At 66.1% G+C, this 26,498-nt stretch carries 26 protein-coding genes; 16 read left to right on the top strand and 10 right to left on the bottom strand.

Annotated elements, in window-relative coordinates; genetic code table 11:
- The first annotated feature begins 3 nt into the window (after nucleotides 1–3).
- The 4 genes from ACOGXE_RS01020 to ACOGXE_RS01005 all read left to right on the top strand — a co-directional run bounded on the left by ACOGXE_RS01020 (nucleotide 4) and on the right by ACOGXE_RS01005 (nucleotide 3,108).
- On the top strand, nucleotides 4–1,176 hold the full coding sequence (locus ACOGXE_RS01020) for a hypothetical protein (RefSeq protein ID WP_419932104.1): 1,173 nt from the start codon (nucleotides 4–6) through the stop codon (nucleotides 1,174–1,176).
- Between the two features lie 31 nt (nucleotides 1,177–1,207).
- Complete coding sequence (locus ACOGXE_RS01015) at nucleotides 1,208–2,362, top strand: redoxin domain-containing protein (protein ID WP_419932103.1); 1,155 nt, start codon at nucleotides 1,208–1,210, stop codon at nucleotides 2,360–2,362.
- An 82-nt stretch (nucleotides 2,363–2,444) separates the two neighbouring features.
- Nucleotides 2,445–2,744, top strand: a complete 300-nt coding sequence (locus ACOGXE_RS01010) for a hypothetical protein (protein ID WP_419932102.1) — start codon at nucleotides 2,445–2,447, stop codon at nucleotides 2,742–2,744.
- Nucleotides 2,728–3,108, top strand: a complete 381-nt coding sequence (locus ACOGXE_RS01005; RefSeq protein WP_419932101.1) for a twitching motility protein PilT — start codon at nucleotides 2,728–2,730, stop codon at nucleotides 3,106–3,108. The genes ACOGXE_RS01010 and ACOGXE_RS01005 overlap by 17 nt, the downstream gene beginning before the upstream one ends.
- 81 nt (nucleotides 3,109–3,189) lie before the next feature.
- Here the strand turns inward: ACOGXE_RS01005 and ACOGXE_RS01000 are convergent, their stop codons facing one another.
- The 4 genes from ACOGXE_RS01000 to ACOGXE_RS00985 are packed head-to-tail and all read right to left on the bottom strand — an operon-like array spanning nucleotide 3,190 to nucleotide 6,331.
- A complete protein-coding gene (locus tag ACOGXE_RS01000) occupies nucleotides 3,190–3,609 on the bottom strand; it encodes a DUF5367 family protein (protein WP_419932100.1) in 420 nt (139 codons plus the stop codon).
- Nucleotides 3,610–3,631: 22 nt separating this feature from the next.
- Nucleotides 3,632–4,750, bottom strand: coding sequence for a zinc-binding dehydrogenase (locus ACOGXE_RS00995; RefSeq protein WP_419932099.1), 1,119 nt, complete (start codon nucleotides 4,748–4,750; stop codon nucleotides 3,632–3,634).
- A 20-nt stretch (nucleotides 4,751–4,770) separates the two neighbouring features.
- Nucleotides 4,771–5,214, bottom strand: coding sequence for a PaaI family thioesterase (locus ACOGXE_RS00990; protein WP_419932098.1), 444 nt, complete (start codon nucleotides 5,212–5,214; stop codon nucleotides 4,771–4,773).
- A 10-nt stretch (nucleotides 5,215–5,224) separates the two neighbouring features.
- Nucleotides 5,225–6,331 carry a zinc-dependent alcohol dehydrogenase gene (locus ACOGXE_RS00985; protein ID WP_419932097.1) on the bottom strand — a complete coding sequence of 369 codons (1,107 nt, stop codon included), beginning with the start codon at nucleotides 6,329–6,331 and terminating at the stop codon, nucleotides 5,225–5,227.
- Nucleotides 6,332–6,548: 217 nt separating this feature from the next.
- Here ACOGXE_RS00985 and ACOGXE_RS00980 point away from each other — a divergent pair, with 217 nt between their 5' ends.
- From ACOGXE_RS00980 to ACOGXE_RS00940, 9 genes are all read left to right on the top strand, one after another.
- Nucleotides 6,549–7,517 (top strand): ester cyclase, encoded by a 969-nt coding sequence (locus ACOGXE_RS00980; protein ID WP_419933457.1) that lies wholly within the window; start codon nucleotides 6,549–6,551, stop codon nucleotides 7,515–7,517.
- A gap of 84 nt (nucleotides 7,518–7,601) precedes the next feature.
- Nucleotides 7,602–8,621 carry a LacI family DNA-binding transcriptional regulator gene (locus ACOGXE_RS00975; protein WP_419932096.1) on the top strand — a complete coding sequence of 340 codons (1,020 nt, stop codon included), beginning with the start codon at nucleotides 7,602–7,604 and terminating at the stop codon, nucleotides 8,619–8,621.
- On the top strand, nucleotides 8,618–9,748 hold the full coding sequence (locus ACOGXE_RS00970; protein ID WP_419932095.1) for a hypothetical protein: 1,131 nt from the start codon (nucleotides 8,618–8,620) through the stop codon (nucleotides 9,746–9,748). The genes ACOGXE_RS00975 and ACOGXE_RS00970 overlap by 4 nt, the downstream gene beginning before the upstream one ends.
- A 46-nt stretch (nucleotides 9,749–9,794) precedes the next feature.
- The gene (locus ACOGXE_RS00965; RefSeq protein ID WP_419932094.1) at nucleotides 9,795–11,300 is read left to right on the top strand and encodes an ABC transporter substrate-binding protein; all 1,506 of its coding nucleotides are present in this window, start codon (nucleotides 9,795–9,797) and stop codon (nucleotides 11,298–11,300) included.
- A gap of 166 nt (nucleotides 11,301–11,466) precedes the next feature.
- Nucleotides 11,467–12,333, top strand: coding sequence for a carbohydrate ABC transporter permease (locus ACOGXE_RS00960; RefSeq protein ID WP_419932093.1), 867 nt, complete (start codon nucleotides 11,467–11,469; stop codon nucleotides 12,331–12,333).
- A 31-nt stretch (nucleotides 12,334–12,364) separates the two neighbouring features.
- On the top strand, nucleotides 12,365–13,483 hold the full coding sequence (locus ACOGXE_RS00955; protein ID WP_419932092.1) for a carbohydrate ABC transporter permease: 1,119 nt from the start codon (nucleotides 12,365–12,367) through the stop codon (nucleotides 13,481–13,483).
- 3 nt (nucleotides 13,484–13,486) lie between these two features.
- The gene (locus ACOGXE_RS00950; protein WP_419932091.1) at nucleotides 13,487–14,563 is read left to right on the top strand and encodes a nuclear transport factor 2 family protein; all 1,077 of its coding nucleotides are present in this window, start codon (nucleotides 13,487–13,489) and stop codon (nucleotides 14,561–14,563) included.
- A 31-nt stretch (nucleotides 14,564–14,594) separates the two neighbouring features.
- Nucleotides 14,595–15,770, top strand: a complete 1,176-nt coding sequence (locus tag ACOGXE_RS00945; protein ID WP_419932090.1) for an ABC transporter ATP-binding protein — start codon at nucleotides 14,595–14,597, stop codon at nucleotides 15,768–15,770.
- On the top strand, nucleotides 15,767–16,810 hold the full coding sequence (locus ACOGXE_RS00940) for an ester cyclase (RefSeq protein ID WP_419932089.1): 1,044 nt from the start codon (nucleotides 15,767–15,769) through the stop codon (nucleotides 16,808–16,810). The genes ACOGXE_RS00945 and ACOGXE_RS00940 overlap by 4 nt, the downstream gene beginning before the upstream one ends.
- A 20-nt stretch (nucleotides 16,811–16,830) precedes the next feature.
- Here ACOGXE_RS00940 and ACOGXE_RS00935 read toward each other — a convergent pair whose 3' ends face one another.
- The 6 genes from ACOGXE_RS00935 to ACOGXE_RS00910 form a co-directional block, all read right to left on the bottom strand.
- Nucleotides 16,831–17,643, bottom strand: coding sequence for an SDR family oxidoreductase (locus ACOGXE_RS00935; protein WP_419932088.1), 813 nt, complete (start codon nucleotides 17,641–17,643; stop codon nucleotides 16,831–16,833).
- A gap of 101 nt (nucleotides 17,644–17,744) precedes the next feature.
- Nucleotides 17,745–18,224 carry a c-type cytochrome gene (locus ACOGXE_RS00930; RefSeq protein WP_419932087.1) on the bottom strand — a complete coding sequence of 160 codons (480 nt, stop codon included), beginning with the start codon at nucleotides 18,222–18,224 and terminating at the stop codon, nucleotides 17,745–17,747.
- A complete protein-coding gene (locus tag ACOGXE_RS00925; protein ID WP_419932086.1) occupies nucleotides 18,221–19,786 on the bottom strand; it encodes a copper resistance CopC/CopD family protein in 1,566 nt (521 codons plus the stop codon). The genes ACOGXE_RS00930 and ACOGXE_RS00925 overlap by 4 nt, the downstream gene beginning before the upstream one ends.
- 6 nt (nucleotides 19,787–19,792) lie before the next feature.
- On the bottom strand, nucleotides 19,793–20,308 hold the full coding sequence (locus tag ACOGXE_RS00920; RefSeq protein ID WP_419932085.1) for an O-acetyl-ADP-ribose deacetylase: 516 nt from the start codon (nucleotides 20,306–20,308) through the stop codon (nucleotides 19,793–19,795).
- The gene (locus ACOGXE_RS00915) at nucleotides 20,305–22,650 is read right to left on the bottom strand and encodes a CoA transferase (protein ID WP_419932084.1); all 2,346 of its coding nucleotides are present in this window, start codon (nucleotides 22,648–22,650) and stop codon (nucleotides 20,305–20,307) included. Before ACOGXE_RS00915 ends, ACOGXE_RS00920 begins: the two co-directional genes overlap by 4 nt.
- A 112-nt stretch (nucleotides 22,651–22,762) precedes the next feature.
- The gene (locus tag ACOGXE_RS00910; RefSeq protein ID WP_419932083.1) at nucleotides 22,763–23,533 is read right to left on the bottom strand and encodes a glucose 1-dehydrogenase; all 771 of its coding nucleotides are present in this window, start codon (nucleotides 23,531–23,533) and stop codon (nucleotides 22,763–22,765) included.
- A 116-nt stretch (nucleotides 23,534–23,649) separates the two neighbouring features.
- Between ACOGXE_RS00910 and ACOGXE_RS00905 the strand changes: the two genes are divergently transcribed.
- From ACOGXE_RS00905 to ACOGXE_RS00895, 3 genes are all read left to right on the top strand, one after another.
- Nucleotides 23,650–24,858 carry an NAD(P)/FAD-dependent oxidoreductase gene (locus ACOGXE_RS00905; RefSeq protein ID WP_419932082.1) on the top strand — a complete coding sequence of 403 codons (1,209 nt, stop codon included), beginning with the start codon at nucleotides 23,650–23,652 and terminating at the stop codon, nucleotides 24,856–24,858.
- Between the two features lie 69 nt (nucleotides 24,859–24,927).
- Entirely contained in the window at nucleotides 24,928–25,938 is a 1,011-nt protein-coding gene (locus ACOGXE_RS00900; RefSeq protein WP_419932081.1) for an LLM class flavin-dependent oxidoreductase, read from the top strand.
- A gap of 55 nt (nucleotides 25,939–25,993) precedes the next feature.
- Nucleotides 25,994–26,455 carry a nuclear transport factor 2 family protein gene (locus tag ACOGXE_RS00895; protein ID WP_419932080.1) on the top strand — a complete coding sequence of 154 codons (462 nt, stop codon included), beginning with the start codon at nucleotides 25,994–25,996 and terminating at the stop codon, nucleotides 26,453–26,455.
- Nucleotides 26,456–26,498 lie beyond the last annotated feature (43 nt).

Genomic DNA, 26,498 nt, shown 5'->3' with positions numbered 1-26,498 from the left:
GCAGTGACTGCGTACGACAACCAGTTCCCGGAGGCCCGGGAAGCCAACCGGGCGCGCCTGCTGGCCGCAGTCGACTCGGTGGCCGACGCGCTGGCAGCCGGACGCGACGAGTCAGAGCAGTTGCGACGCCTGTCACCGACCTCAGTGGAGGCGCTGCGATCCTCCGGGCTGTTCAAGCTGAAGTCGCCGCGGGTTCTCGGCGGCGCCGAAGCCCACCCGGTCACCCAGATGGACGTGATCGAGGCGGTGACGATGATCGACCCGGCGGCCGCCTGGTGCATGTTCATCACGGCCTCGGCGACCGGCGCCACGCTGTCGATCCTGCCCGATGAGACCGTCGAGAAAGTCCTGGCTGACGGCTTCCCGTTCATGGCGGCTTCGCTGCGACCAGGCGGTGCGGCCCGGCGCGTCGACGGCGGCTACCGCGTGTCAGGCCGATGGGCGTGGGGGAGCGGCGTCGAGCATGCCGGTTGGGTGACGGTGCCCGTCTTCTGCGAAGGCGACGGACCGCCGCTCATCAGGGCGGTGGTGCCCACGGGCGACGTCATCGTGCACGACAACTGGCACACGCTGGGCATGCGCGGCACGGGAAGCTGCGACTACGAACTCGACGACGTGTTCGTTCCCGACAGTTTCGCGGTCAATGTGTTCTCGGGCGAGCCGCCGAAGGGCGGGGCGCTCATGCGGCTCGGGCTGCCCGCATTCGTGGTGAACGAGCACGGCAGCTTCGCGTACGCGCTCGGGCGACTGGCATTGCGGACCGCAACGGACAGCGCCATCGAGAAAAAGCGGGGCTATCTCGGCGCCGTCAGCCTTGCCGACCGGCAGGTCTTCCAGCGGGCCATCGGCCAGGGCACGATTCGCATGAATGCCTGCGCCTTGGCGATGGCCGATGCGATGGAGCGCCTGTTCGACTCGGCGGCCGAGGGCCCCCCTGATCCGACTCTCGTCACCGAGGCTCAGGCTGCTGCTGTGTGGTGCACCGACGAGGCGATCGATCTCGTGAGCGAGCTGTTCCGCTTCACCGGCGGCAGAGCGGTGATGAACGCCAGCGAGATGCAGCGCATCCTGCGGGACATCTACACCGTGCAATCGCACCTGATGGTGTCTGCGGTCGTCTACGAGCAGTACGGTCAAATACTGCTCGGCATGACCGAAGGCGGAGCACTTCCCTGAGTCTTGGATCTCGATCTCTCGCGGTGCAAACGTGATCATTCTTGCCAACGATCAGACGACCGTAGTCGCACAGCGCACGGACGCGCCGAGCGGGCTGTGGGTGCGGCTCGACGAGCTGCAGAAGGCCACGGGCTGGCAGCTGAAACCCGAGGGTGCGTGTCTCGGCGAGCTCTGCGTGCCGCTGCCGGAGGCCAGGCGGGAGGCATGGATTGCAGACGCCGATGGCTGGGTGTGGCTTCACTACTCGGCCTTTGCCGACATGATCGGCCAGAGGTACGTGCGCGACGGCGACGTGTGGAGCGTGGGATCTGTGCCCGAGGTCCGTCGTGTCGGGCTGGAGTCGGGGATCGCCCCCGATTTCGAGATGGTCGAGCGCAACGGCAACACCCTGCGGCTCTCCGACCTGCGCGGCCGCAAGGTGGTGCTGTTCACCTGGTCGTCCTGGTGAGGCTGCCGCGTCAGCCTGCCCGTGTGGCAGGAACTGTACGAATCGATCGGCGCGGACAAGTTTGAGCTGATCAGCGTGGCGCAGGACTCGGGCGGCGAGGAGGCCGTGGCAAAGTGGTTCGACCGGGCTTCGCCCACATATCGCTGTGTCGTCGATCCGACGCACCGGATCAGCTCACTGTTCGGCTGGGTGAATGTGCCCTCGGCGGCCTGGATCGACGAGGAGGGCCACATCGCCCGCAGCAACGAGGGCGTGTACCCGGCCGAGACAACCATCAAGTTCGGCCTCGGCAAGGTTCGGCTCGGCGACAACGCATTCGCTCAGGCCACCCGCGACTGGATCGAGCGGGGAGCTGACAGCGAGCATGTCTGGTCGAGCGTGGACCTCGCTTCCCGGCTCAAGCCCATCGATGATGACTCGCTGCTGGCCGAAGCCACGTTCAAGCTGGCGCTCTACTTCGAGGCGGTCGGCGACAGCGAGCGGGCGCTGAAGCACTTCGCTGATGCACAGGAGCTGGCCCCCGACAACTGGAACTACCACCGGCAGGGATGGACCCACAAGGGGACCGTCTACGCCTATCTGCAGGTGCTGAAGAAGTCGAACAACCTCCGCAAGCACACAGACAAGAGCTACTACGACCCGATGGAGCTGCCCGGCGAGGACTACCGCCGCTTCACCGAGCCCGAGTGGTTCTGGACGCCAGCGGTCCGCCGGGTCAAGAGCCTGCTCAGCCGCTAGCAGCCGCTGTCCGGCGCCACCGACGCGGGTTCCTCGTTGCGGGCCTTGATTCTCCGGGACGCAGCCGGAATACGATAAAGGTATGACGAAGCGTCGGATTACCTTGACGATCGATGCAGATCTCCTTGAAGATGCCCGTGCTGCGGTGAACGACGGTGACGCTTCGTCGGTGAGTGCCTGGGTGAATCAGGCGATGGCAGACAAGAGCGAGCACCGGCAACGCCTCAAGGCGCTCGGCGAGGCAATCGCCGACTACGAGGCCGAATTCGGCAAGATCACCCCCGAAGAGCGCGAAGAACAGCGCCGCCTCGATCGCGAAGAGGCAGAGCGGTTTCGTGTCGAGTGGCAACACCGGAGAGCCGAGCGTGAGCTTGGTGCTTGACGCGGGCGCGTTCATCGCCCTGGAGCGCAATGATCGGGCGCTGTGGCGAAGGGTTGACGATGCACACCTCGACGGCAGCCCGCCCCTGACCCATGGCGGCATTGTGGCGCAGGTGTGGCGGGGAGGCTCAGGACGCCAATCCCGATTGGCAAAGGCCCTGCTCGGCACCATTGTCGTACCGCTCGACCACGGCCTCGGCCGCCGAGCCGGCGTCCTGCTGGCACGGGCCGGTAGGTCTGACGCCATCGATGCGGCACTGGTCGCTCTGTGCCGCCCCGGCGATCAGATCGTGACCTCCGATCGTGACGACCTTGCGGCGCTAGCCGACGCGGCCCGACTTCGCGTCGACTTCATCCCCGCCTGACCTACGCGGACACGGCAAGCCAGCCGGCGTCGTCAACGCAGCCGGTCGGCGTGCTGAGCAGTCGCGCTCCCGCGCGGCGGGCTAGGACTTGTCGGCGGTGGGCTTGTTGACGATCATCGCCACGAGCAGGCAGATGCCGGCCGCACCCAGGATCAAGGCCGAGTACGCCGTGTCGTCATGGTCGCCTTGGTCGAACCAGTCGTTGAAGTAGGTGGTCGTCAGTGCGTCCAGGCACATCGCCGGCGCGAGCAGCGCGATCGCAGCCGAGCTGCGCCACTGGCGTGGCGTCTGCAGCACCCGGAAGCACACGAACATCGTGATCAACGTGACGATCGTGCCGACGATCAGCCAGACCCACCACACCGTGCGGGAAACCGACGGCTCGTAGCTGTCGGTGAAGATGAGCAGGAACAGGCCCAGGAACACGGCCCAGCCGACGACGGCGATCACCATCATCAGGACCATGTGCTGGATGTACGTGAGTCGGCTCTGTGCGGGCACTGGCTCCGTTTCTCCTTCCGTCCTAGGCGTGGGGAGCGATCAAGTATTTCTCGCCGGTCGCTTGACGGGCGTACACAGCAATCTCGGCTGGATCGAGCGCGGCGGCCAGACTGACCTGCTTGGTGTAGCTGCTGGTGAAAGTGGTGGAGAGCTCGTCCGCAACACGCTGACGCAGCTCTTGGCCTCGTGCTGGGCCGACCTTGGCCAGGAAATTAGGAAGCAGAAAGCCGCCGATTCCCCAGGCCATGCCGCACGTGCGAGTCAGCTCCGTCACAGAGCGCTCCAGCCCGCCGTAGATGTACACCTGTTTGTGCGTTGTGGAGCCGTAGCGACTGTAGGCAGCCGTGGCGTCGGCACTGGCTGCGGCCTCCATGGCGTTGAGGATCCGATTAGCGAGCCGGCCGCCTCCAGTGGCGTCAAAGGCCACCGTTGCCTTCGTAGCAACCAGTGCCGCAACGAGGTCGTCGTGGAAGCTCTCTTGGCTGCAATCGCAAACGTGTCCCGCGCCGAGAGACCTGAGGAGCTCGACCTGTTCGGGTCGGCGCACGATGTTGACCAGATCCACCCCATCGGCCTGACAGATCTTGACCAACATCTGCCCCAGATTGGATGCCGCAGCGGTATGCACGATGCCGGAGTGGCCCTCGGACCGCATGGTGTCCACCATCGCCAACGCCGTCAGCGGGTTGACGAAACACGACGCAGCTTCAGTCGCCGTCGTCCCGTCGTGCAGCACCAAGCAGTGCTGGGCCGGCATCACCCGGTACTCGCTGTACATGGCACCGCCGAGTACCGCCACCGTCTTGCCGAGCAGTGCTTGTGCGCCGGGGTCCGAACCGGCGCTTACGACAGTGCCGGCCCCTTCGTTGCCGCACGGCAGCGACTGGCCTATGCGGCCGGCGAGTCCGGCCAGCGCCGCTGGCGGAACGGTGGCGGTGATTCCGGGCTGCCCATCAACCTTTCTCGCTTCGATGGTGGCGACATCGGCACCCGCGAGCAGCAGACCGAGGTCGGAGGGGTTGATCGGCGTGGCCTCCACTCGAATCAGCACATCGCGGTCGGACAAGGTCGGCGTGTCGACCTCCGCCAGGCAGAGCGAGACCTGACCGTCTGCAGAGACCGTGGACTGCATCTGGAGCATGAGCGCAGACTAGAGCCGTGCTAGCTGGGGTTCTTCGGGGCAACGATGGTGGTCGTTCCTTGGGCGACAGCCACCATGCGGCCATCGTTCTCGATCTCGACCCGCAGGACGGCGAGCCGTTTGCTCATCGAGATGATTTCGGCGGTGGCGACGCATGTGCCTCCGGTGACCGGGGCGAGCAGGTTGATCTTGAACTCGGTGGTGGCCGCCCAGTAGCCGGGCGGCATCACGGGATACATGACCACGCCGAGCACGTGGTCGCACATGGCCGACAGGCAGCCGCCGTGCATCGTGCCCATCATGGTCACAAGCTCGTCGGTGACCGGCATCTCGCACACCAGCCGGCCGGCCTCGAACTCGACCGCCTTGATGCCCAGGTAGCCGTCGATGCCCGAGCGCGAGACCCGGCCGATGACCTTGTCGGCCCATTCCTGGTTGAAGGTCTCGAAGGTGGGTCGGCTCAATGAACTGCTCCTATGAATCTGCGGAACCCGGTGCGAAAACACCGTGCACCGGGGGTGTACCGGGACGTTCGCCGGCGAGAGTCTGGATGAGGGGCTCGAGACTGTCGAAGTCGGCGACTTGGCGGGGGAGATCCGTGAACGGGTAGCGGCCCGATACCAGCAGGTCGAGGGCCTTGCGGTAGGCAGTCACGTCCACGCCGAGCGCGCCGAAGATGCGCAGTTCCTTGTACACGATGTGATCGGGGTCGAAGCCGGGTGTCTCGGGCGAACCGCGGGTGCCGGCGAGCACGATCGTGCCGCCTGGGCGGGCGAGCTGGACTGCCTGTGCCAGCGCAGCCGGTGCCTTGGCGGTCACGTCGATCACCACGTCGGCCTTGGCCCCGGCTGCATCACGCAGCGCCCGGTTGGGATCGTCGGTCGAGACATCTACCGCCAGGTCGGCGCCAAAGGCAGGCGCAAGGGCCAGGCGCTCGGTATCTCGTTCGCCCAGGCCGGTGATCATCACAAATCCGGCTCCGGCTTCCTTTGCCGCAGCGGCAGCGCACAGTCCCCGCACTCCCGGACCGAGGATCGCCACGACGTCGCCGGGCTGGGTATCAGGAATCTCGACCGCCCAGCGGATTCCCGCCCCGAGCGGGTTGAACAGCGTCGCCGTGACCGGATCGAGCTCGTCGGGCACCGCCATCAGCATCGAGTCGGGTCGCAGGTACAGGTGCGAGGCGTAGCCGCCGCCCAAGCCCGGCGGCGTGTCAGCGTCGGTGAATCCGACCATGGTGGCCAAGCCGTTGCGCTCGCAGCGCCGGTAGAGCCCGGCTCGGCACTGGTCGCAGTTGCGGCATGACAGGAACACCTCGACGGCCACCCGCTGGCCGGCGCTCACGCCCCATCGCTCAGCCGCGGCATCCCCTAACTCCTCGACCACGCCGACCACCTCGTGTCCGGGGATGAACGCGTGCCGGTTGGTGATGTGGCCCGTGTATTGCTCGTGATCCGTCCCGCACAGCCCGCAGGCCTCGACACGCAGCAGGCCATCGTCGGCATCGACCTCGGGCAGATCGAAGCTGCGACGCTCCAACGAACGCGGCTCGGTGAGAACCAGCCCGGATGCGATGGACATGCGTGCACTCCCGTGATGCGGTCACGCGGCCTGCCGCGAACCCGTCATCACGCTATTGCACCAATCCGTGAGCAACGTCGCCGGACCAGCAAGGATCGGTGCATCGAATCCGGAGTTGCCGTATGACACTCGCAATGGTTACGTATGCAATACCGCATCAGGCACGAGCTCTCCTGTGCGGGACTGTGCCAGCGAAGCAAGGGGTCGCGAGATGAGCATGGATGGCTTCGACGAGGAATTCCGTGATCCGCGCGACTTCATCTTGGGCGTCACCGAGACCATCTGGGAACGGCGAGGCGTGCATACCCTCAATCGCTTCTACGCCCCCGATGTCGTCGTCCGGTCGCCAGCGGGCGTCGTCGTGGGCAACCAGTCGGTCATCGCCGCGACGCTGGCGACGCTCGCGGAGTTCCCCGACCGCGAACTGCTCGGCGAGGACGTCATCTGGTGCGCCGATGACGACGGCGGCTTCCTGTCGTCTCATCGGATTCTCTCAACCGCCACTCATCTCGGCGACGGGGTCTATGGCTCGGCCACCGGAACCAGGCTGCAATACCGGATCATCGCTGATTGCGCGGCTCGAGATGGCCAGATCTACGACGAATGGCTGATCCGAGATCAAGGCGCCATCGTGCGCTTGCTGGGCGTCGATCCAAAGAGTCATGCCGCCGGTCAAATCGAGGCGGAGGGCGGCCCCGGTCAGTCCGCTCAGCCGTTCTCGCCTGCACGCGACGTGGCTGGCCGCTACCGCGGAACGGGCAACGATGACCCCGAGGGCATCCGCTATGCCGAGCTGCTCCGCCAGATCATGGTGGGGGACTTGTCCGCCATCCGCACCGAATACGACCGCGCTGCTCACCTCGAATTGCCGAGCGGCGTCACAGATCATGGATGGAGAGGCGCCGACAATTTCTGGCTCGGCCTCGCCTCGTCATTCCCGTCGGCGTGCTTCACAATTCATCACCAAGTCGGCCGTCGCGATCCCGGGCGCCCGCCACGTGCGGCCCTCCGCTGGTCCCTCGATGGAATTCACGACGGGGAAGGCCGCTACGGTGCCCCCAGCGGCGCCGACGTGCACGTCATGGGCATCAGCCATTGCGAATTCGGCCCTGACGGCGTCCTGCGCGAATGGGTGCTGCTCGACGACACGGCTGTGTGGAAACAGGTACTTCTGCACACCGGTTGAGCGCTGCCTGTCTGAATGTGCAGGTCAGGGCATTGCGACCGGCGTCGGTTGACGCAATGAATACGTATTCATAGGATTCGCCGCATGGCGGGGGGGACAGAGCTTCCTGGCGGCGGGGCGCGTCCCGCTACCTCCACCGATGTCGCCATCGAAGCGGGCGTGTCGCAAGCCACGGTGGCGCGAACATTCTCGGCTCCGCACCTGGTCTCAGAACGGACTCGAGAGCGGGTCAGCGCAGCGGCAGAACGACTCGGCTACGCACCCAACGCGTTCGCCCGCAGCCTCAAGTCACAGCAGAGCAACGTGGTGGGTGCCGTGGTGCCGGCATACGGCGAGTACTGGCAGAACGTCCTGTCGGCAGTCACCCGCGAGCTCGCGGTGCGCGGACGTCAGCTCCTGCTGTTCAGCTTCACCGACCCAGGCGAGGTCGACGACGTGCTCGACATCGTTCGCCAGTACCGGGTGAGCGGGCTGATGCTCGCCTCGGCCAGCATCCGACCTGACCAGCTCAGCACCATGCGTCGCCAGTCGAGCCCCACGGTGGCCTTCAACCAGCCGGCGGCATCGGGGCTGGTGTCGTCGGTGTCTGTCGACAATGAAGCCGGTTGCCGCTTGTTGGCGTCCCACCTCGTCGATCAGGGTTGCCGGACAGCCGTCTTCGTCGGCGGCGTGTCGTCAATCTCCACGGATCAAGCCCGGTATCGGGGAGCGGCCAAGGAGATGGGCGATCACGGAGTGGCCTTGCCGTACATCGAAGCGGGCGCGTTCAGCTACGACGCGGGCTATCGCTGCGCCGAGCGAATCGCCCGGCTCGCTCCCGACGCTGTGATGGTCGGCAGCGACGAGGTCGCATTCGGCGTCATCGACGGACTGGAATCGCGGGGAGTCCGGATACCCGACGACATGGCCGTCACCGGTTTCGATGGCCTGCCGCAGGCCTCCTGGGCCGGTATCGACCTGACGACGCTCGTCCAGCCGACTGACCTGCTCGCACAGCACGCCGCCGAACTGCTGGTCGACATGACGTCGGTGTCGCGGCCGACAGACGTCGTCGTCGACGGCCACCTCCGCATCGGCCGAACCACGAAGCGCAGCGAACGATGACCGTGCCCGCATTGCCGGTCAGCGAAGCCGAACTGGCCGCACGCGTCATCGAGCCGGAGGATTTCGTGGCTGATACCGAGGCCTTCGTCGATGTTCGCATCGAGCGCTCGAAGGGCAAGGCCAGCTATTCGTTCGTAGGCCCCGGCGTCTCTCAGAACGCCGACCAGCACATCAGCATCGCCGAGCCGCACGGCTTCAACGTGGGCGCAGCCACGATGCCCCACGGCGTCTACAACAACGCCCACTTGCACTACACCCCCGAGGTGTTCATCTGCACACGGGGGAACTGGCGGATCGACATCGGCCGGAGCCGGGAGCATGCTGTCCATCTGGCGGCCGATGACATCTTCTCGGCGCCGACGTGGGTGTTCCGTGGATTTGAGAACACCGGTCCCGATGACGGGTTCCTCTTTGTGGCCCTAGGCGGCGACGACACTGGCGGCATCATCTGGGAGCCGGACGTGCTGCGCGAGGCAGCGGCGACTGGCATGTATCTCGGGCGTGACAACTCGCTCGTGGATGCGCGTAACGGTGAGGTTCCCACGGAGGTGCTCGAACCGCTCAGCGACGGCCAGCTCGCAAGCATCGACAGCTACAACCAGTCCGAGCTGAGCGAGCGTCTTGTGCCACCAGACCGGCTTCGCTGGTCGCAGGCGGCCCTGCTGTCGACCGTGCTCGGCCCTGAGCACCACGTGGAGCTCGCGCCGGTCATCGGGCACGGACTCACACAGGATCGGCGCAGCCGGCCGCCGGTCGGCACGCCTCACGGCTTTGCGCTCGAATGGCTCCGGGCAGCCTCAGGAACATCGACCGGCCTCCATCGTCACGGTGACAGCCAGGTCGTGCTGTTCATCGAGGGTGACTGGGAAGTTGCGCTCAATGAGCCGGCGCACGAGGTCTCCACACAGCCCGTCATGGGCTCAGTTGCATCCATCCCCGCATCGGCATGGCGGGATCTGCGCAACGTCGGTACGACGTCCGCACGCGCAGTGATCGTCACCGGCAGCGACAGCCCCAGCAGGGTCGAATGGCCCGCTGAGACGCTGGAACGCGCCGCCGATGCGGGCTTCGGTCTCGATGCGGCCGGCTACGTCGCGCCGCTCGAGTTGTTGGGAACCGGGAAATGAGCCTCCGGTTCTCGTTCGCATGTATCACCCGGGAGGGAACCTCATGATGACCACCACAGGGAAGGCTTGGCGCCTGATCGCCGTCCTTCTCGCGTTCGTGCTGCTGGCTGCGGCTTGCAGCAGCGACGACGGCGATGACGACGCCGACAGCGGCGCGTCGCAGACAGCCGCAACTGCGGCGGACTCTGGCGCCGACGACGACGACCATGACGAAGACGATGGCCACGACCACGATGAAGACGACGGTCACGACCACGACGAAGACGACATGGACGACGCTGCCGATGACGCCATGGACGACGACGCCATGGAAGACGACATGATGGAAGCGGAGCTCATCTCGGACGAGTGTCCGATCCCGAATCCGTCCGAAGTCATCGAGATCGACGCGATCGGCTGGGAGTTCCCGATCATCACGCAGTACGCCGAAGAGCTGGAGGACTGCGAGGAGGGCAACTACCGCTTCAACCTTCAGTTCCTTGACAGCGTCGAGGCTCGCAGTGCCATGACCCAGGACGCGGCAACCGGATCGCCCACATTCGAGCTGTACCAGGGCTCGAATGCGTTCATCGGCGAGCTGGCCAATCAGGGCTTCCTGATGCCGCTCAACGACCTGGTGGCCAAGTACAGCGATCAATTCGATCTCGACGAGATCGACGAAGCCTTCTGGGCGATGGCCTCGATCGACGGCCAGATCTACGCCGTGCCGATGGTGTCGAACACCATGCACGTCTTCTACAACAAGCCGGCGATGGAGGAACTCGGCCTGTCAGTGCCGACGACCTTCGACGAGGCGTTCCAGACGTGCCGGGCAATCATCGATTCGGGTTACGACATCGGCTTCCTGTACATGCTGTCGGCCGGCTGGGCCTGGCAGATCGAATTCGACTCCGTGCTCGGCTCGATGGGCGTCACGCCGATCAATCCGCAGACGGGCGCGCCGAACTTCAACAGCCCTGAGGGTGTTGCAGCGGCCACGACCCTCAAGCGGATGGTCGACGAGTGCGCGCCGGGCATTGCCAGCTCCTACAGCACCGACGACGTGCAAGCCGCCTTCCAGACCCGAGAGGCGATCTTGGGCCATACGTGGGCGTCGCGTGCAGCCGGCATGGACGATCCCGAGGCCTCCATCGTCGTGGGCGAGATCGAGTTCGCTCCGGCGCTGGGCACCGGCAGCGGCATCCTGGCTGCCCCCGCCTACATCGACGGCTGGGGTATTCCCGTCGGCACGCCTGCCGACAAGGTCGAGGCGATCTTCCTCGCAATGCTCGCGGCGACTGACCTGGAGAGCATGCAGGCTGCAGCCGAATTCGGCCTGGTCACCCGCAACGGCGTGAGCCATCCCAATGGCCCGCGTGATGCCGCCGCCGCGCAGGCAAGCTTGGTGAACGGCCGTGGCGCCGACCTCACCCATCCCGCAGCGGGCATCGCCAGGGCGAAGCTGGGTGAGGCGCTGATCACCATTCTCGACGGCACGCCGGTCGAAGAGGCCCTTGCCGCAGCTGAAGCCGCCTACCTCGCCGAAGCCGGTGATCAGGGGCTGCTCAACTAAACGAGCGGCTCAGCAGGTTCCCTCCCCGTGCACCCTGGGGCGGCACCGCATTGCGGTGTCGCCCCAGGGCAGCGGGAGCAGGGAACATTGCGGGGAGCGCCGGACGCCAGTCTCGGACCGCATCTCGCAGGTCCAGATTGATGGAGTGAGCCAAAGGGGGACGTGAGTGGAACGCAAGACGTTCTGGTTCTTCACCGTTCCCAGCGTCGCGGTGATGGCGCTGCTCATGGTGGTGCCTCTGGCGACCACTGTCTGGCTGGGCTTTCATCGCCTCCTGCTGCGTGATCTGAAGAACCCCACGTGGATCGGGCTGCAGAACTACACCGACCTGCTGACTGATCCCGAGTTCTGGACCGCATTCCGGTGGACGATGCTGTTCGTGGCCATCGTGGTGCCGATTCAAATGGTGCTCGGGCTCGCCGTAGCGCTCATGCTGGATCGGGTGGTTAGAGGTCGCAGCTTCTACATGGCTGCGCTGCTCACCCCGTTCATTGTGACCCCGGTCGTCGGTTCGCTGGTGTACAAGGACCTGTTCGACCGGGGCGGCCTGATCGCATGGCTCTGGCAGGTGATCTTCGACGACCCGTTCCAGATCACCTCGGGCAACGTGCGCTATCTCATCGTGATCCAGGCGGTATGGGCGGTCATGCCCTTCGCGATGATCACGTTCTTCGCCGGACTGCAAACCCTCCCCGGTGAGCGTCTCGAAGCTGCGGCTATCGACGGCGCAGGCTTCTGGCGCAACCTGTGGCACGTGATCCTGCCGCACCTGCGGACGCTGGTGCTGTTCGTCGGTTTGATCTCGGTCATGGATATGTACCGGATCTACGACCAGGTTTTCGTGTGGACCGGGAATCGCTTTACCGATGCGCACACACTGCAGGTGTACAACGTGCGCATCGCGACGGCCTTTGACATCGGAAGACTGGGCAAAGGCAATGCGATGGCGGTGCTGACCGTCATCGGCATTCTCGTGGTGCTCATCCCGTTCCTGTACCGGTCCTACAAGGACCAGATCTCGGAGCGCACATGAGTGCGCTCGCAATCGGCTCGGAGCGGACCAAATGCGCTCGCTCTTGACCCGCAGCGCACCGGAGATGCGCGGCACCGCGCCCCGGCGCATCGCACGGCGCGTGCCGCTGCACGTCACGCTGGGCGTGCTGTGCATCTGGTCGGTGTTGCCGTTCCTGTGGACCGTGCAGACATCGGTCAAGTTCACCCGAGACGTGCTCGCCCGCGAACCCGTGCTGTGGGGATACGAGACCACGGCCAATGCGTACCGGGCGTTCTGGCTGGGCGATGACGACATCAACATGTGGGGGGTCTTCGCCTACATCGCCGGCGCGGGACTCATCGCCGCCGTGCTCGGACTCGTCGGCAAGCGGATGCGGCGCGGCTGGCCCTGGTACTGCGGCGCCGGAGTCGTGCTGCTGGTGGCTATGTGGCGCTTCCCGAAGATCTGGGAGACCAACGACGAGTACGACTTCTTGGTGAACAGCATCGTGGTCACGATCCTCACGATGCTGATCTCGCTGTCCATCGGGCTGGTGGCCGGCTACGGACTGGCCCGCTACAGCGGGATATCAGGCGCCGTGATCCTCATCGTGGCGTTGGGATTCAGGGCACTGCCCCGCAGCGCGTTCGTGCTGCCGTACTTCTTCGGCGCCACCTGGATCGACGACTGGCTGGAGTCGAGCGGTGTGGGAACGTTCGACTTCCCCTTGATCGACTTCCCGTTCATTGATCAACTGCAACTGCTCGACACCCGGCTCGTGCTGGTCCTCGCACTGGTCGCGGTCAACCAACCGTTCACCATCTGGATGTTCCGCAGCTTCTTCCTCGACGTGCCCAAGGAACTCGAGGAGGCCGCAATGATGGACGGCGCCACTCGCCTGCAGGCATTCCGCAAGGTGATCATCCCGGTGATGTGGCCTGCCATCATCGCCACCGGATTGTTCACGATGCTGCTGGCTTACAACGAGTTCCTCTTCGTGCGGGTGCTTGCTCCCACCGAATGGACGTTGCCGGTGGCCATCGTCTCGCTGACCGGCGGCGAGAGCAGCCGGACGATCACCGAAGCGGCAGCGGCGGCCGTGTCGATCACGCTGCCCATCGTCATCGTGATCATCCTGTTCCAGAAGCACTTGGTCAAGGGTCTCGGTGCCGGGGCGGTGAAGGGCTGAGCGATGGCTGACGACGTCTCTGGCCGCCTGCAGCGCGCGAAGTCCACGGTCTTGGACTATCACCGCAATCTCGACAGCGTGCTGGCGAGCCCCCGCCTGCCGGCCGGCGACGCTGGCGATGACCTCACCGGCGCGCTGGCGGCGTGCGTGACCGAGGACTTCTTGTGGCGGGGCATGCACCCCTTCTACGAGCAGCACGGCGCAGGTGCGGTTGTCGACGTGTTCTGGGCGCCCCTGCATGCAGCGATGGCACCGTTGCAACGGCGCATGGACGTCTTTCTGGCCGGCGACAACGACGCCGACGGAGGTGCGTCGACCTGGGTGTGCTCGATGGGGCACTTCCTCGGACTGTTCGACGCCCCGTGGCTGGACATCCCGCCGACTCGCCGGGCGACGCCAGTTCGCTATGTCGAGTTCAGCCGGGTGGAAGGCGAGCGGATTGCCGAGTCAGCGCTGTTCCTGGACCTGATTGCTGTCATGCGCCAAGCAGGCCAGTACCCGTTGCCGCCAGCCACTGGACAGCCCGGCATCTATCTCGGTCCCCGCACTGCGGACGGCGTTCAGCTTGATGCGCAAGATCCCGCCGAGACTGCCCGGACCCTGGAACTGGCATGGCGCATGGCAAGCGATCTCGACGAAGCGAACCGGATAGCGCGCGAGCAGGGCACCGATCGCATGCCCGCTGAGGTGCTTGCTCGCTGCTGGCACCCCGACATGCTGTGGATCGGGCCCGATGGCATCGGATCGTCGTACACGATCGAGCGCTACCAGCAGCAGCACTCCTACCCATTCCGTTTCGGACTGGGGGACAAGGAGTTCCACGGCCATATCGCCCGCATAGCTGAGGGCCGTTACGCGGCCTGGTTCGGCTGGGCGAACGTCAGCAACCGCCCCCGAGGCGGCTACCTAGGTTTGCCGGCGAGTGGGCCGGCCGAGATGCGTGTGGTGGACGTGTACCGGCGCGACGGCGACAAGCTGGCCGACAACTGGGTGTTCATCGACCTGCTGCACTGGCTCTCCCAGCAAGGGCTGCGGCCCCTGGAACGGATGCGCCAGCTCTTGGGAATCCAGGAGTTTTGATGATACGAGTTCTGATGACGGGGGTTGGCACATGGCAACCGTGACATTGAGCGAGCTGACCAAGGTCTATTCGAACGGATTCGAAGCGGTCACCGACCTCAGCCTGACGCTCGACGACGGCGAATTCCTGGTGCTCGTCGGGCCATCGGGATGCGGCAAATCCACTGCGCTGCGCATGATCGCCGGACTCGAGAAGATCACCAGCGGCGATCTGTTCGTCGGCGATCGCCTGCTGAACGATGTTGCGCCGAAGGACCGCGACATCGCGATGGTTTTCCAGAATTACGCGCTGTACCCACAGATGACCGTCGCAGAGAACATCGGCTTTCCGCTGAAGCTGCGCAAGGTGTCCAAGGCCGAGCGAAATGAGCAAGTGCGGCAGGCCGCACGCGTCCTCGAGCTGACGGACTACCTCGACCGCAAGCCGGCTCAGCTGTCGGGCGGTCAGCGCCAGAGGGTTGCGATGGGGCGCGCCATCGTGCGGCGACCCGAGCTGTTCTTGATGGACGAGCCGCTGTCGAACCTCGACGCCAAGCTGCGCGTCCAGATGCGAGCCGACATCGCCGGCATCCAGCGCGAGTTCGGTGTCACGACGTTCTATGTGACCCATGACCAGGTGGAAGCCATGACGATGGGTGACCGGGTGGCCGTCATCAAGGACGGACTGCTGCAGCAGGTGGACTCGCCCGAGGATCTTTATGCGCACCCGGCCAATGCCTTCGTGGCGGCGTTCATCGGTTCGCCCTCGATGAACCTGTATGAGGCAACGCTTCGCCGCAGCGATGACCCCAGCGGCGACTGCCAGATCGACTTGGGCGACCAGCGCCTGACCGTGCCGGCCGAGGTCGTCGCGGCGCGGCCGGCCTTGGAGGCGTATCTCGATCAGCCGGTCGTGCTGGGCTTCCGGCCCGAGCACCTCGAGGACGCAGCGGTGGCTGCCGAGCATCCCGACGATCAGCGACTTGATGCGGTCGTGGATGTCCGTGAAGCCCTGGGAGCGGAGACGCTCGTTCACTTCAACCTCAACGCGCAGGGCGTGGAGAGCGGCGATCCGGACGCGCTCGACGAGATGCGAGACACCGGACGCTGCACCGCTCGCTTCGCAGCGGAGACCCGTGCCCGGGTGGGCGACCGGATACGAGTCAACGTGGACGTGCGCAACCTGCATTTCTTCGACCGCCAGAGCCACCTCGCCATCAACGCATGAGTTCGGCGGGGGATTCGCATCGCGGCAACCAGGCGTTGCTTTCGCCGCTCCGAACGGCTCTGTATGACTACGACCCAGCGAGTGTGCAGGCGGCACTGAGGACGGTGATGGCATCCGACGCAGCGGTGCACCTGACCCACCCGTTCGAAGATCTCGACGGACCGGACGGCATGTACCACAAGGCGCTCGCACCGTTGGCAGCGGCCTGGCCAGACCTCGAGCGGCGCGACTACATCTGTATGGCTGGCTCAGACCCCAGCGGTCACCACTGGGTCGGCTGCGCCGGTTCGTACATGGGCACCTTCGCTGCGCCCTGGCTGGGCATTCCAGCTACCGGCCGACCGTCCTCGATGCGATACCACGAGTTCTTCCGGTTCGCCGATCGGCGAGTTGTGGAGGTGCAGGCGGTTTGGGACGTGCCGGAAGTCATGATGGGCGCCGGTGTCTGGCCGATGACACCGAGTCTCGGGCGCGACTGGCTGGTGCCGTCCCCGGCGACGGGCGACGGCCTCACCTCTGGGCTACGCGATGAAGCGATATCGCAGGCCAGCGTTGACCATGTGATCGGCATGCTCTCCGACATGGGGCGCCATCCCCGTGAGCCCGTCGAAGCGATGCGTCTCGAGCACTGGTGGCACCCCAGATTCAGCTGGTACGGCCCCCACGGCATCGGCACCGGTCGCGGCGTGGACGGGTTCCGCCGGTTTCACCAGATCCCATTTCTGCGTGCGATGCCAGACCGTCGAGGCGGCTATGCCGGCGATGGTCACTTCTTCGGCGACGGCGCGTATGTCGGCGTCACCGGCTGGCCAGGCATGGCGATGACCGTCACGGATGACGGATGGCTTGGCATCGCGGCGTCTGGCCAAGAGATCACGATGCGCAGCCTGGACTTCTGGCGTATCGAGAGCCAGGTGCTCTCCGATAGCACGGTCGATCGCAAGATCCGTGAGAACTGGGTGCTCATCGATTTGCTGCACGTCTACGACCAGATCGGCGTTGATGTGTTGGCGCGGATGTCTGAGCTCGCTGCGAGGTAGCTACACCGGCGCGCCGGGGGTCAGTTGCGACGCGAGCGTGACGCGGGCGAGTCCTTGGGGTTGGCCCAGCCGACGGTCATGCCGGCAGACAGGCCATTGTCCACCGGCAGATCGATGCCGTTCACCCAACCGCTCTCACCGGCGAGCAACCAGGCGACCACCTGTGCCTGATCGTCCGGCGTGGCGACCCTGCCGACCTGTTCGTTCAGCCATGCCATCTGCTCGGCACCGGTGTCCTGCTCGAAGAAAGGAAACAGAGGGGTATCAACCGGTCCCGGACTGACCGAGTTGACGCGGATGCCTCGGCTCACCAGGCGTCCGGCGAGGTGCTTGGTGTACGACACCACCCACTCCTTCGACAGGGTGTATGCAGCCGGGCCGCTTCGCTCGTAGGACTGGGCGACCTCGATGCCCGCGGCGAAATCCTCTGCGGCGTCGAGCTCGGCGATGCGATCGAGGTGGCGGTTCCACACCATCCCTGCCAGCGACGCGATGTTCACGATCGATGCCCCGTCATTGAGCTTGCCGGCCGCCAGCAGCGTCTCGGTGATGTGGCGCAGCCCGTACACATTGACGCGCAGCACCAGCTCGGCGCCCATGCTGCCCGCCACCCCGGCGATGTTGCCGAGCCCGTCGAACGCGCCGTCAAGCCCAGCAACCACCTCGTCGATGGAGCCGGGATCGGACAGGTCGCAGTGGTGATGTTCGGCGGCCCCCTCAGGGGCGTCCTTGACGTCGAGGTTCACGACCTTATGGCCATCAGCGACGAGTCGCTGCAGGGTTGCATTCCCGATTCCCGTCGACGCTCCAGTGAGCAGAATTCGCTTGGTCACGATGATCCCTCCTGCGATTGATGCGAACCGTAAGCATTCCTAGTTCGCTCAGCGGAGGGAGATTAGATCGTCGGGTTCGCCTCGGCACGTGTGACGGCGATTCACCGCTCGAAGCCGAGGCGCTGCTGCTCAGCCCGGATGAAGCTGATCACCTTCTCGATCTCGAGATCGGTGATGCCTTCGACCGGCGGCATGTCGCCGAACCACCAGTGGTGCTCTCGAGTGCCTTCCCGGATCGCCACGCGGTACGCGTAGTCGCCGTGGTGGTTGGGCTCGTAGATGATGGAGAGCTGCGACGGACCCTTGTCGGTGCCGCGCAGGTCGACCCCGTGGCACTCGGCGCAGTACTGCTGGTACACCGCCGTGCCGTCGGGAACTGCGGGCGCAGTGCCTGCGCTCGTGGGCACTGACGCGGCAACGCGGCCTGCAGGCTCCGCTACGGCAGCGGCTGCGGTCGTAGGAAGCGGTTCGGCGACTGCGCTCTCGCCGGCATCACTCGCATCGGCACCGCAGGCGACGGCAATCGCAACAACCGCGAATGCGGCGAGAGCGATGCGAATCGAGGCGAGGGTCTTCGTCATAGAGCGGAGGCGCCGACCAAAAACGCCGTGACGACGCCGACGCACCCGAGCGCGATGGCCTCAGTGACCACGGTTCGGCGCAGTCGTTCGTACGCAGCACCGGAAGGTGGCTGGCCGACGACTTGTGCCGCCACGGGCAGGTGGACCCATCGGTTGCGTGCCCCGAGGAACACCGCCGCTGCCACAAGTGCAATCTTCGCTATCAGCAGGCGCCCCCACGCCGTTGACCATAGGTCGGCGAATCGATCCAGCACCAGCACCGCCATGATCGTGCCGCCGACCGCCGCCATCACGAGCGACACAGATGCCAGCTGTGAGAAACGCATCAACGGCCGGACGACATCGGCGCCGCCGCGACGGCGTCGGAGCAGATCGGCAAGCAATGCCAGGCCCCCGCTCCACACGGCGGCTGCGTACACGTGCGTCGCGTTGGCAGCAGCGTGCAGCCATCGTGGGCCCTCGGTGACGGTGTGACCGTCGAACGAGTACGAGACGATCACCAGTGCTCCGCTGATGAGACTGACGGCCGGCAATCGAGCCCGGCCTGCTCCCAGTGCTTCGGGAGGAGGCGCGGCAAGCACAGCGAGTCCGCCGAGCACGCGCAGGCCCACTGCGATGCCAAAGGGCGCGGAGAGAGCGTCGGCGATCGCGCTCAGGGACACGATGGCGGCCCAGTCGTCTTCGAGAACCACTGCTTGGGTCAGCCCTGCTGCCACCGCGGCGACGACGAGCACGGTTCCGCTGATGGGCAGCACACGGTGCACTCGGGCTCGTTCCGATAGTTCGCCCCGGACGATGAACGACGCAAACGCGAGCCCGCCGACAATGGCCAATGTCGCCAGCAGACCCAGGACTCGTGCAGCTTCGGCGAATCGCCCGGCACCTGCCGCTCCTGCGCTGCGAAGCAGCGGCCTGCTCTCAGCAGCAGTGTCCGATGTCTCGGAGGTCGTGGTGTCCAGGGTCTCCGAGCCCGAGGGCACCATCGTGCTCATGGATGATGTCTCGCGGACGGAGTCCAGATCGGTCGCAGCCGTCGTCGATCCCGTCCGGGCGGTGCCGGTTCCGCTTGTCGCGTCCGGCGATTCCTCGTCGACATCGGCAGATGCGGCGATCTGATCAGTGGAATCCGCGACTGAAGCTGCGGCCGAGTCTGCGGACGGTTCAGCCGCGGATCCAGCATGGGGAGCATCGGCCGTGAACCTGAACGTGCCCTCGACGATGTGGCCGTCCTCGGTCGCGACTCGCCACCGGACTTCATAGTCCCCGCCCGACAGCGGCGTCTCGAATCTCAGGACCCAGGTCTGGCCGTCCGCGGAACCCAGCGAGCTTGGCCGTTGCTCGACGCCGTGCTCATCGAATACGCCGAGACCGCTTCCAGCCGGCTCAACCGGTCGGTTGAACGTGAGCGAGACGGCCGACACCGGCTCGTTGATGGTCTCGCCCTCGGCAGGCTGCGACGACTCCAGCCCGGTGTGCGCGCCAACAGGCCTCTGCAGTGAACCTAAGAGCACGAAGCTGAGCGCGAACGTCAGCACGAGTGCGACAGCCGGGCGCAGCGTCATTCGTTCTCAAGCAGCGAGTGCTGCCTCGTATGCAGCGCGGGCGTCGTCGTTGAAACAGACGAAGCGGACGAGTTCGACATCAGTCGCCGCAGCCTGGACTGTTGCGACGGCGATCTTGGCAGCGGGTGCCGCCGGATAGCCGTAGACGCCAGTCGAGATCGCCGGAAAGGCGACTGTGCGGGCACCGACCTCATCGGCCCGGGCCAGCGATTCGCGGTAGCACGAAGCCAGCAGCTCGGGTTCTCCCTGATGGCCGCCGCGCCACACGGGTCCCACGGTGTGGATCACCCAACGCGTCGCCAGCCTGAAGCCGGGCGTGATCTTGGCCTGGCCGGTCGGGCAGCCGCCGAGTGTGCGGCAGTGCGCCAGCAGCTCAGGCCCGGCGGCCCGGTGGATGGCGCCGTCCACCCCGCCGCCGCCCAGCAGCGTCTCGTTGGCGGCGTTCACGATGGCGTCGACCTGCTCGGAGGTGATGTCGCCGACAGCCAGCTCCAACTCTGGTTGTCCGCGGGACTCGCTCACTCGAGGGCCTCGGCGACGGCCAGCTCGGCGATGCGTTCGGCGTCGTAGCCGAGCAAGTCTTCGAGGACTTCCATCGTGTGCTCGCCGTACATCGGCCCTGCCCACTCGAAGCCGTTGTGCGCTGCCGACAGCGTGTAGGGCACGCCGTCGACGACGGTGCTGCGAGCGAAGCCGTGCGGCATCCACTGGAAGTGCTGCCGGTGTGCGAGCTGCGGATCGTTAAAGCACGCCCCCGAGTTCTGCACGTGGTGGGCAGGAATGCCGTGCGCTTGCAGGCGGTACATGAGCCCTGGGCCGTTCTGGCGGGAGGTGAACTCGGTGACGATCTCGTCAAGTTCGGTCCGGCGCTCCTGACGGGTCGCGGTGTCGAGATCGGCCAAGTCGTCCCGCCGCATCTCGATTGCCAGCGAGCGCCATTGCTCGTCATCCGAGATGGCAATGGCGATCCACTCGTCGTCGCCCTGCGCGGGATACGCGCCGTGGGGCACCATCTCGTCGTCGGCGTTGCCCCGCCGAGAGCGCATCTCGCCGGTGTCCTGCAGCTCGGCGATCGCCGGTGCCAGCAGATGCACCGCAGCCTCCATTTGCGAGAAGTCCAGGTGCTGGCCTTCTCCCGTCCGGCGCCGGTGATCGAGCGCCGCCAGCAGCGCGCACACCGTGAACCTAGGGGAGCAGTAGTCGGTGTAGGCCAGGTACGGCCCGGCGGGCCCGCGATCTGCCCAGCCAGTGATGTCGAAGAAGCCGGCGATCGAAGCCGCCATGTTGCCGAAGCCGGCGAACTGCCGGAACGGCCCGGTCTGGCCCATCACGCAGCTCGAGACCATGACCAGTTCGGGGTTGACCTCCTGCAGAGCGTCGTAGCCGAGGCCCCAGGCGGCCATGGTGCCGGGCGTGAACGACTCGACGACGACGTCGGCCCACACAGCGAGGTCACGGACCACGTCGCGAGCCTCGGGCTTGGCAAGATTCAGCGAGATCGTCATCTTGTTGGCATTGGTGGAATGCCAGGCGATGGCGTTCTCCTGATCGGGAACGTCGTCGCGATGCCCGAGTGCGCCCCTCAGCAGGCACGGCCGGTTCTGCGTCTCGACTCGCACGACGGTTGCGCCCCAGTGCGCCAGGATCTTCGTCGCCAGCGGTGCGGCCGCAACCCACGACAGGTCCGCCACCTTCAGGCCAGCGAGCGGCTTGTCCGTGCGCGCATCAGCGGGCAGCGGTTCGGGCGCCGAGGCCAGCCGAACGTCCCCTGCGGCGATGACCTCGGCGGTGTGCTGTCCAGCGTCGGGTGCGGGGTCGAGGGCGTGCAACGGGGTGGCGCCGGCCAGCACGAGCCTGCCCGGCATCCGGGTGCCGTCGACGTCGTCCCAGAAGTCGCGGTCCGCGAGCTGGGGACTGTCCAGAACGTCCTGCAGCGTGTTGACCGGGCAGATCAGCAACGAGTCCTGCAGGCCGCGCTCGATCATCTCGGCTTTCGTCTTGGAGAGGCAGAAGCGGGCGATGTCGTCCATCAGCCCCTCGATGACGTCGATGCTCTCCTCACCGGTCTGCAGTTGCAGGGCGAAGTTCACCCAGTCCTTGTTCAGGGTGTCGTCGTCACAGAAGCCCTCGGCATGCATCCAGGTCAGGAATCGCCGCACCATCGGCCCGATCATCGGCCCGAAGGCAACGGTGACAATGATGTAGCCGTCCTTGCAGGGATAGATCGTGCGCAGCATGAGATCGCCGAAGCGCACGCCGCCGGCCTCGCGCTGCACCTCTGCGAGACCCGCGGGGGCGTAGAGGATCGCGGAGAGTGCCGTCTCGCACACTGCCTGCTGTGTCGACAGGTCGATGTGCTGGCCGTGGCCGACACGCGCTCGATGCTCGAGGGCGACCAGTGCCGCCACCGCGGCCTGCGCGCAGCCGTGCAGCCAGGCCTGCGGGATGCTGATGCGCACCGGTGGCCGGTCGCTGTCGCCAGTGACCGCGAGCTGGCCGCTGGATGCGAACAGCACCAGGTCGGTCGCCTCCCAGTCGGCCTTGGGTCCGGTCTCGCCCCACGGGGTGATGTGCGCAGTGATGAGCTGGTCGTTCGACTCCCGCATGGCGGCCAGGTCGACCTCGAAGGGCGTGCCGTCGTTGTGCAGCACGATGTCGGCCGTTGCCGCCAGCGCTGTGACGTCAGCGGCGCTCGCGACCGTCACCGAGCGCTTGCCCCGGTTGTACGCCTGGTGCGCGTAGCCACGCGGCCATCCGCCTGACGGCTCGGCGAGCACGACATCGGCGCCGAGCTGCGCGAGCAGATTGCCGGCGAACCAGCAGCGTTCATCGGTGAGATCCAGCACCCGATACGGACCGAGCATCCCGCCCCCAAGCTCTCAAGCGGCCGGCGGCAGCGCGCCACCGCAGCTCCTGCGCCCGGACACTAGTTCTGCTTGCTGCGCACGCCGATGGCCGTGCCGGCAGGCGGAGCCGCTACTCGGGCGTGACGTAGGCGGCGGTGAGGCCGCCGTCGACCTGGAGGTTGGCGCCCGTCATATAGGACGAGTCGTCCGATGCCAAGAACAGCGCAGCGGAGGCCATCTCGTCGGCTTCGCCGAAGCGGCCCATCGGCACGTGGACGAGCCTTCGCTGCTTCTTCTCGGGCGTGTCGAGGAAGGACATCAGCATTTCGGTGCGCAACGGCCCGGGAGAGAGGGCGTTGACGCGGATGTTCTCCCTCGCATGGACGACTGCCAGCTCGCGGGTTAGTGCCAGCACGGCGCCCTTGGACGCGGTGTAGGCGATCTGCGGCGTGGCCGCACCCACAGATGCGACGAACGAAGCCGTGTTGATGATCGAGCCGCCGCCCCGGCGGCGCATCGCCTCGACGGCGTGCCGGCAGCCGTACAGCACACCCTTGATGTTGACGCCGAAGGTGCGGTCGATCGTCTCCTCGCCAGTAGCGATGGCATCGGTGTCGTCGTCGAGCATGATGCCGGCGTTGTTGAACGCCACGTCCAGCCCGCCGAACACGTCTTCCGCCCGGTTGAACGCCGCCGCCACATCCGATTCAACCGACACATCGGCATGCACCGCGATGGCCTCGCTGCCGGCGCGCTGCAGCTCGGCCACCGTGTCGTCATTCGAGTCTGCGATGTCGACGGCGACGATCTGTGCGCCTTCCGCTGCGAAACGCAGCGCCGTGGCCCGCCCGATCCCGCTGCCCGTGCCCGTGATCAGTGCCACCTTGCCCTGCAGTCTCATGCCGCCTCCCTGTTCCGGATGCGCTGGCGACAGCCTCGCCGTTGCTGCTCAGGCGAGCGGGGCTGCCATGATCTGACGGCGCCGAACCGTCCCAGCACACGACAGGACCGTAACCAATGACCGCTGCGCCCAATGCGCCACGACAGGACAGTTACGACGTGGTGATCGCGGGCGGGGCGGTCATGGGGTCGTCGATCGCCTGGGCGCTGTCTGCCTGCAATGGCTTCGACGGCTCGGTACTGGTGGTGGAGCGGGATCCGACGTACTCGCAAGCCTCGACCACACATACGAACAGTTGTATGCGCCAACAGTTCTCGAACCCGCTGAACGTGCAGATCTCCCGCTTCAGCGCAGACTTCGTGCGGAACTTCCGGGAGCGCCTCGGCGGCGATCCCGAGATCCCCGACATCTTCACCCATCACTTCGGCTACATGTACCTCGCCGCCGATGAGGACTTCGCGGACACGCTGCGCCGAAACCAGGCCGTCCAGTCGGGGCTCGGCGCCGGCACTCGCATCATGAGCCCGGCCGAGATCAAGGCCGACTACCCCTTCTACAACGTCGACGACATCATCTGCGGCAGCCACAACCTGACCGACGAGGGCTACTTCGACTCGGGCACCATGTTCGACTGGTGGCGTCGCAAGGCTCGCCAGAACGGTGTGGAGTACATCACCGGTGAGGTCGTAGACCTCGTCATGGAAGCGGGTCGCGTCAGCGCTGCGGTGTTGGCGTCAGGCGACTCCGTCCGGTGCGGAACGCTGGTGAACGCAGCGGGGCCGCGTGCGGTCGAAGTGGCCCGGATGGCAGGCGCCAGCCTGCCCGTAGAGCCGCGCAAGCGCTACACGTTCGTCTTCGACGCCGCCGAGCCGCTCGACCGTGCCTTGCCGCTCACCATCGACCCATCCGGTGTCCACATGCGCACCGACGGTGACGCCTACATGTGCGGCTGCACCCCCGATGTCGACCCCGCCGTCCACTACGACGACTTCGCCATGGACCACGACATCTTCGAAGCCAAGGTGTGGCCGGTGCTGGCCCATCGCGTGCCTGCCTTCGAGCGCCTCAAGGTCACCCGCCAGTGGGCCGGCCACTACGCCTACAACACGCTCGACCACAACGTGGTGGTGGGGCCGCATCACGAGGTCGAGAACTTCGTCTTTGCCAACGGGTTCTCCGGCCACGGCATGCAGCAGTCGCCGGCCATCGGCCGGGCGGTGTCGGAATGGATCGCCTACGGCGAGTACCGCACGCTGGACCTCACCCCGCTCGGCTACCAGCGCATCGTCGATCGGACGCCGTTCGTCGAGAGCGCCATCATCTGAACAGCCGCCCGAGCGCGGCCAACTGGCGTCCCGGCTGCGCGCCCAGTCCCACAACTACGCTCGCCCCTCATGCGGTTCGGCATCTTCGACCAGCTCGAACAGCCGGGCGACGTGCCGTGGCATGAGCTCTACCGGCACCGGCTGGACCTGCTGGTTCGGGCCGAGGAGGCCGGCGTGTGGGGCTGGCACAAGTCCGAACACCACCTGATCCCGCTCGACGCCGCGCCCAGCATCAACGTGTTCCTCGCGGCCGCCATCGAGCGCACCAGCCGCATCCGCATCTGCTCGCTGGTGCACCTGCTGCCCTTCTATCACCCGATCCGGCTGGCCGAGGAGCTGTGCATGCTGGATCAGCTCTCCGAGGGCCGGCTGGAGTTCGGCTTCGGCAAGGGCATCAGCGTGCCCGAGCACCTGCTGTGGGGCCTCGATCCCGACGACGCCATCGCGCAGACCGACGAGTCGCTGGAACTGATCCTGGCGGCTATGCAGACCAGCGGGAACTTCAGCTTCGACGGGCAGTTCTACGAGTTTCGCGACGTGCCGATCGAATTCGAGCCCTACCAGAAGCCCTATCCGCCGCTGTGGCGGCCCGGTCAGCTGGAGACTGCCGCCGAGATGGGCGTGCGCACCATGGCTGCGGGGCCGCTCGCTGCCGTGGCTGCGAGCACCGCCCGCTACCGCGAGCTCCTCGGTGCGGACGGCATCGGCCGGCACCACTCGCCGATGATCGGCGGCCTGCGGCGACTGGTGGTTGCGCCCACCGACGCCGAGGCCGACGAGATCGGGCGCCGCACATGGGCTGCGTTCTCCGAGCATCTGACACGGTTGTTCAGGCGCTACGAGATGACGCCGCCGAATGACCCGACGCTCGGAGGCGACTACGACAAGGCCAAGCACTTCCAGGCCGTCGTGGTCGGTTCGCCGCAGACAGTGCGCGAGCACTGCGAGCAGTTCGCCACCGAAGCCGGTACGGACTACTTCGTGGGCGTCTTCGCGTGGGGCGACCTGTCCGCCTACGAGGTCGACCGCTCGTTCGATCTCTTCGCCGAGCATGTGATGGCCCCATTGGCGGCGTCCTGAACGCGCCGTCATTTACGCTGCGGCCGCCCCAGACAAGAACCGAGGATGACCAGCTATGAGCCAATGGAGCCGAGACGAGATCGAAGAAGCGCTCGCCGCCTACCAAGCGGCGAGCAAGAAGGCGGGACAGACCGGCGACTGGCGCGACTGGGCTGACTGTTTCACCGAAGACGCCACCTACGTCGAGCACTTCTTCGGCACGATGATCGGGCGGGAGACCATCTACGAGTGGATCCAGTCCCAGATGAGCGAGTGGCCGGGATCGGAGATGATCGAGTTCCCCATCGAGTGGCACATCATCGACGAGGAACGAGGCTGGGTGGTGTGCAAGATCTGGAATCGCATGGGCGACCCTGGCGACGGCTCGGACCATCGGGAGTACAACTTCTCGCTGCTCAAGTACGCGGGCGATGGCCTGTGGAGCTACGAGGAGGACATCTACAACCCGAACCGGTTCATCGAGATGCTGGAGGGGTACGAGGCCAGCAAGGCGGCGCTCGCGACCGAGGCATCCTGAGCGCACCCGGGCTGGCTGCCGCGAACCCCCGAGACATATAGTC

It is taken from the genome of Candidatus Poriferisodalis sp., assembly GCF_965208555.1.
GTDB lineage: Bacteria > Actinomycetota > Acidimicrobiia > Acidimicrobiales > Poriferisodalaceae > Poriferisodalis.
The sequence above is the reverse complement of the archived record's forward strand: the minus strand, read 5'-3'. Positions and strand labels throughout refer to the sequence as shown.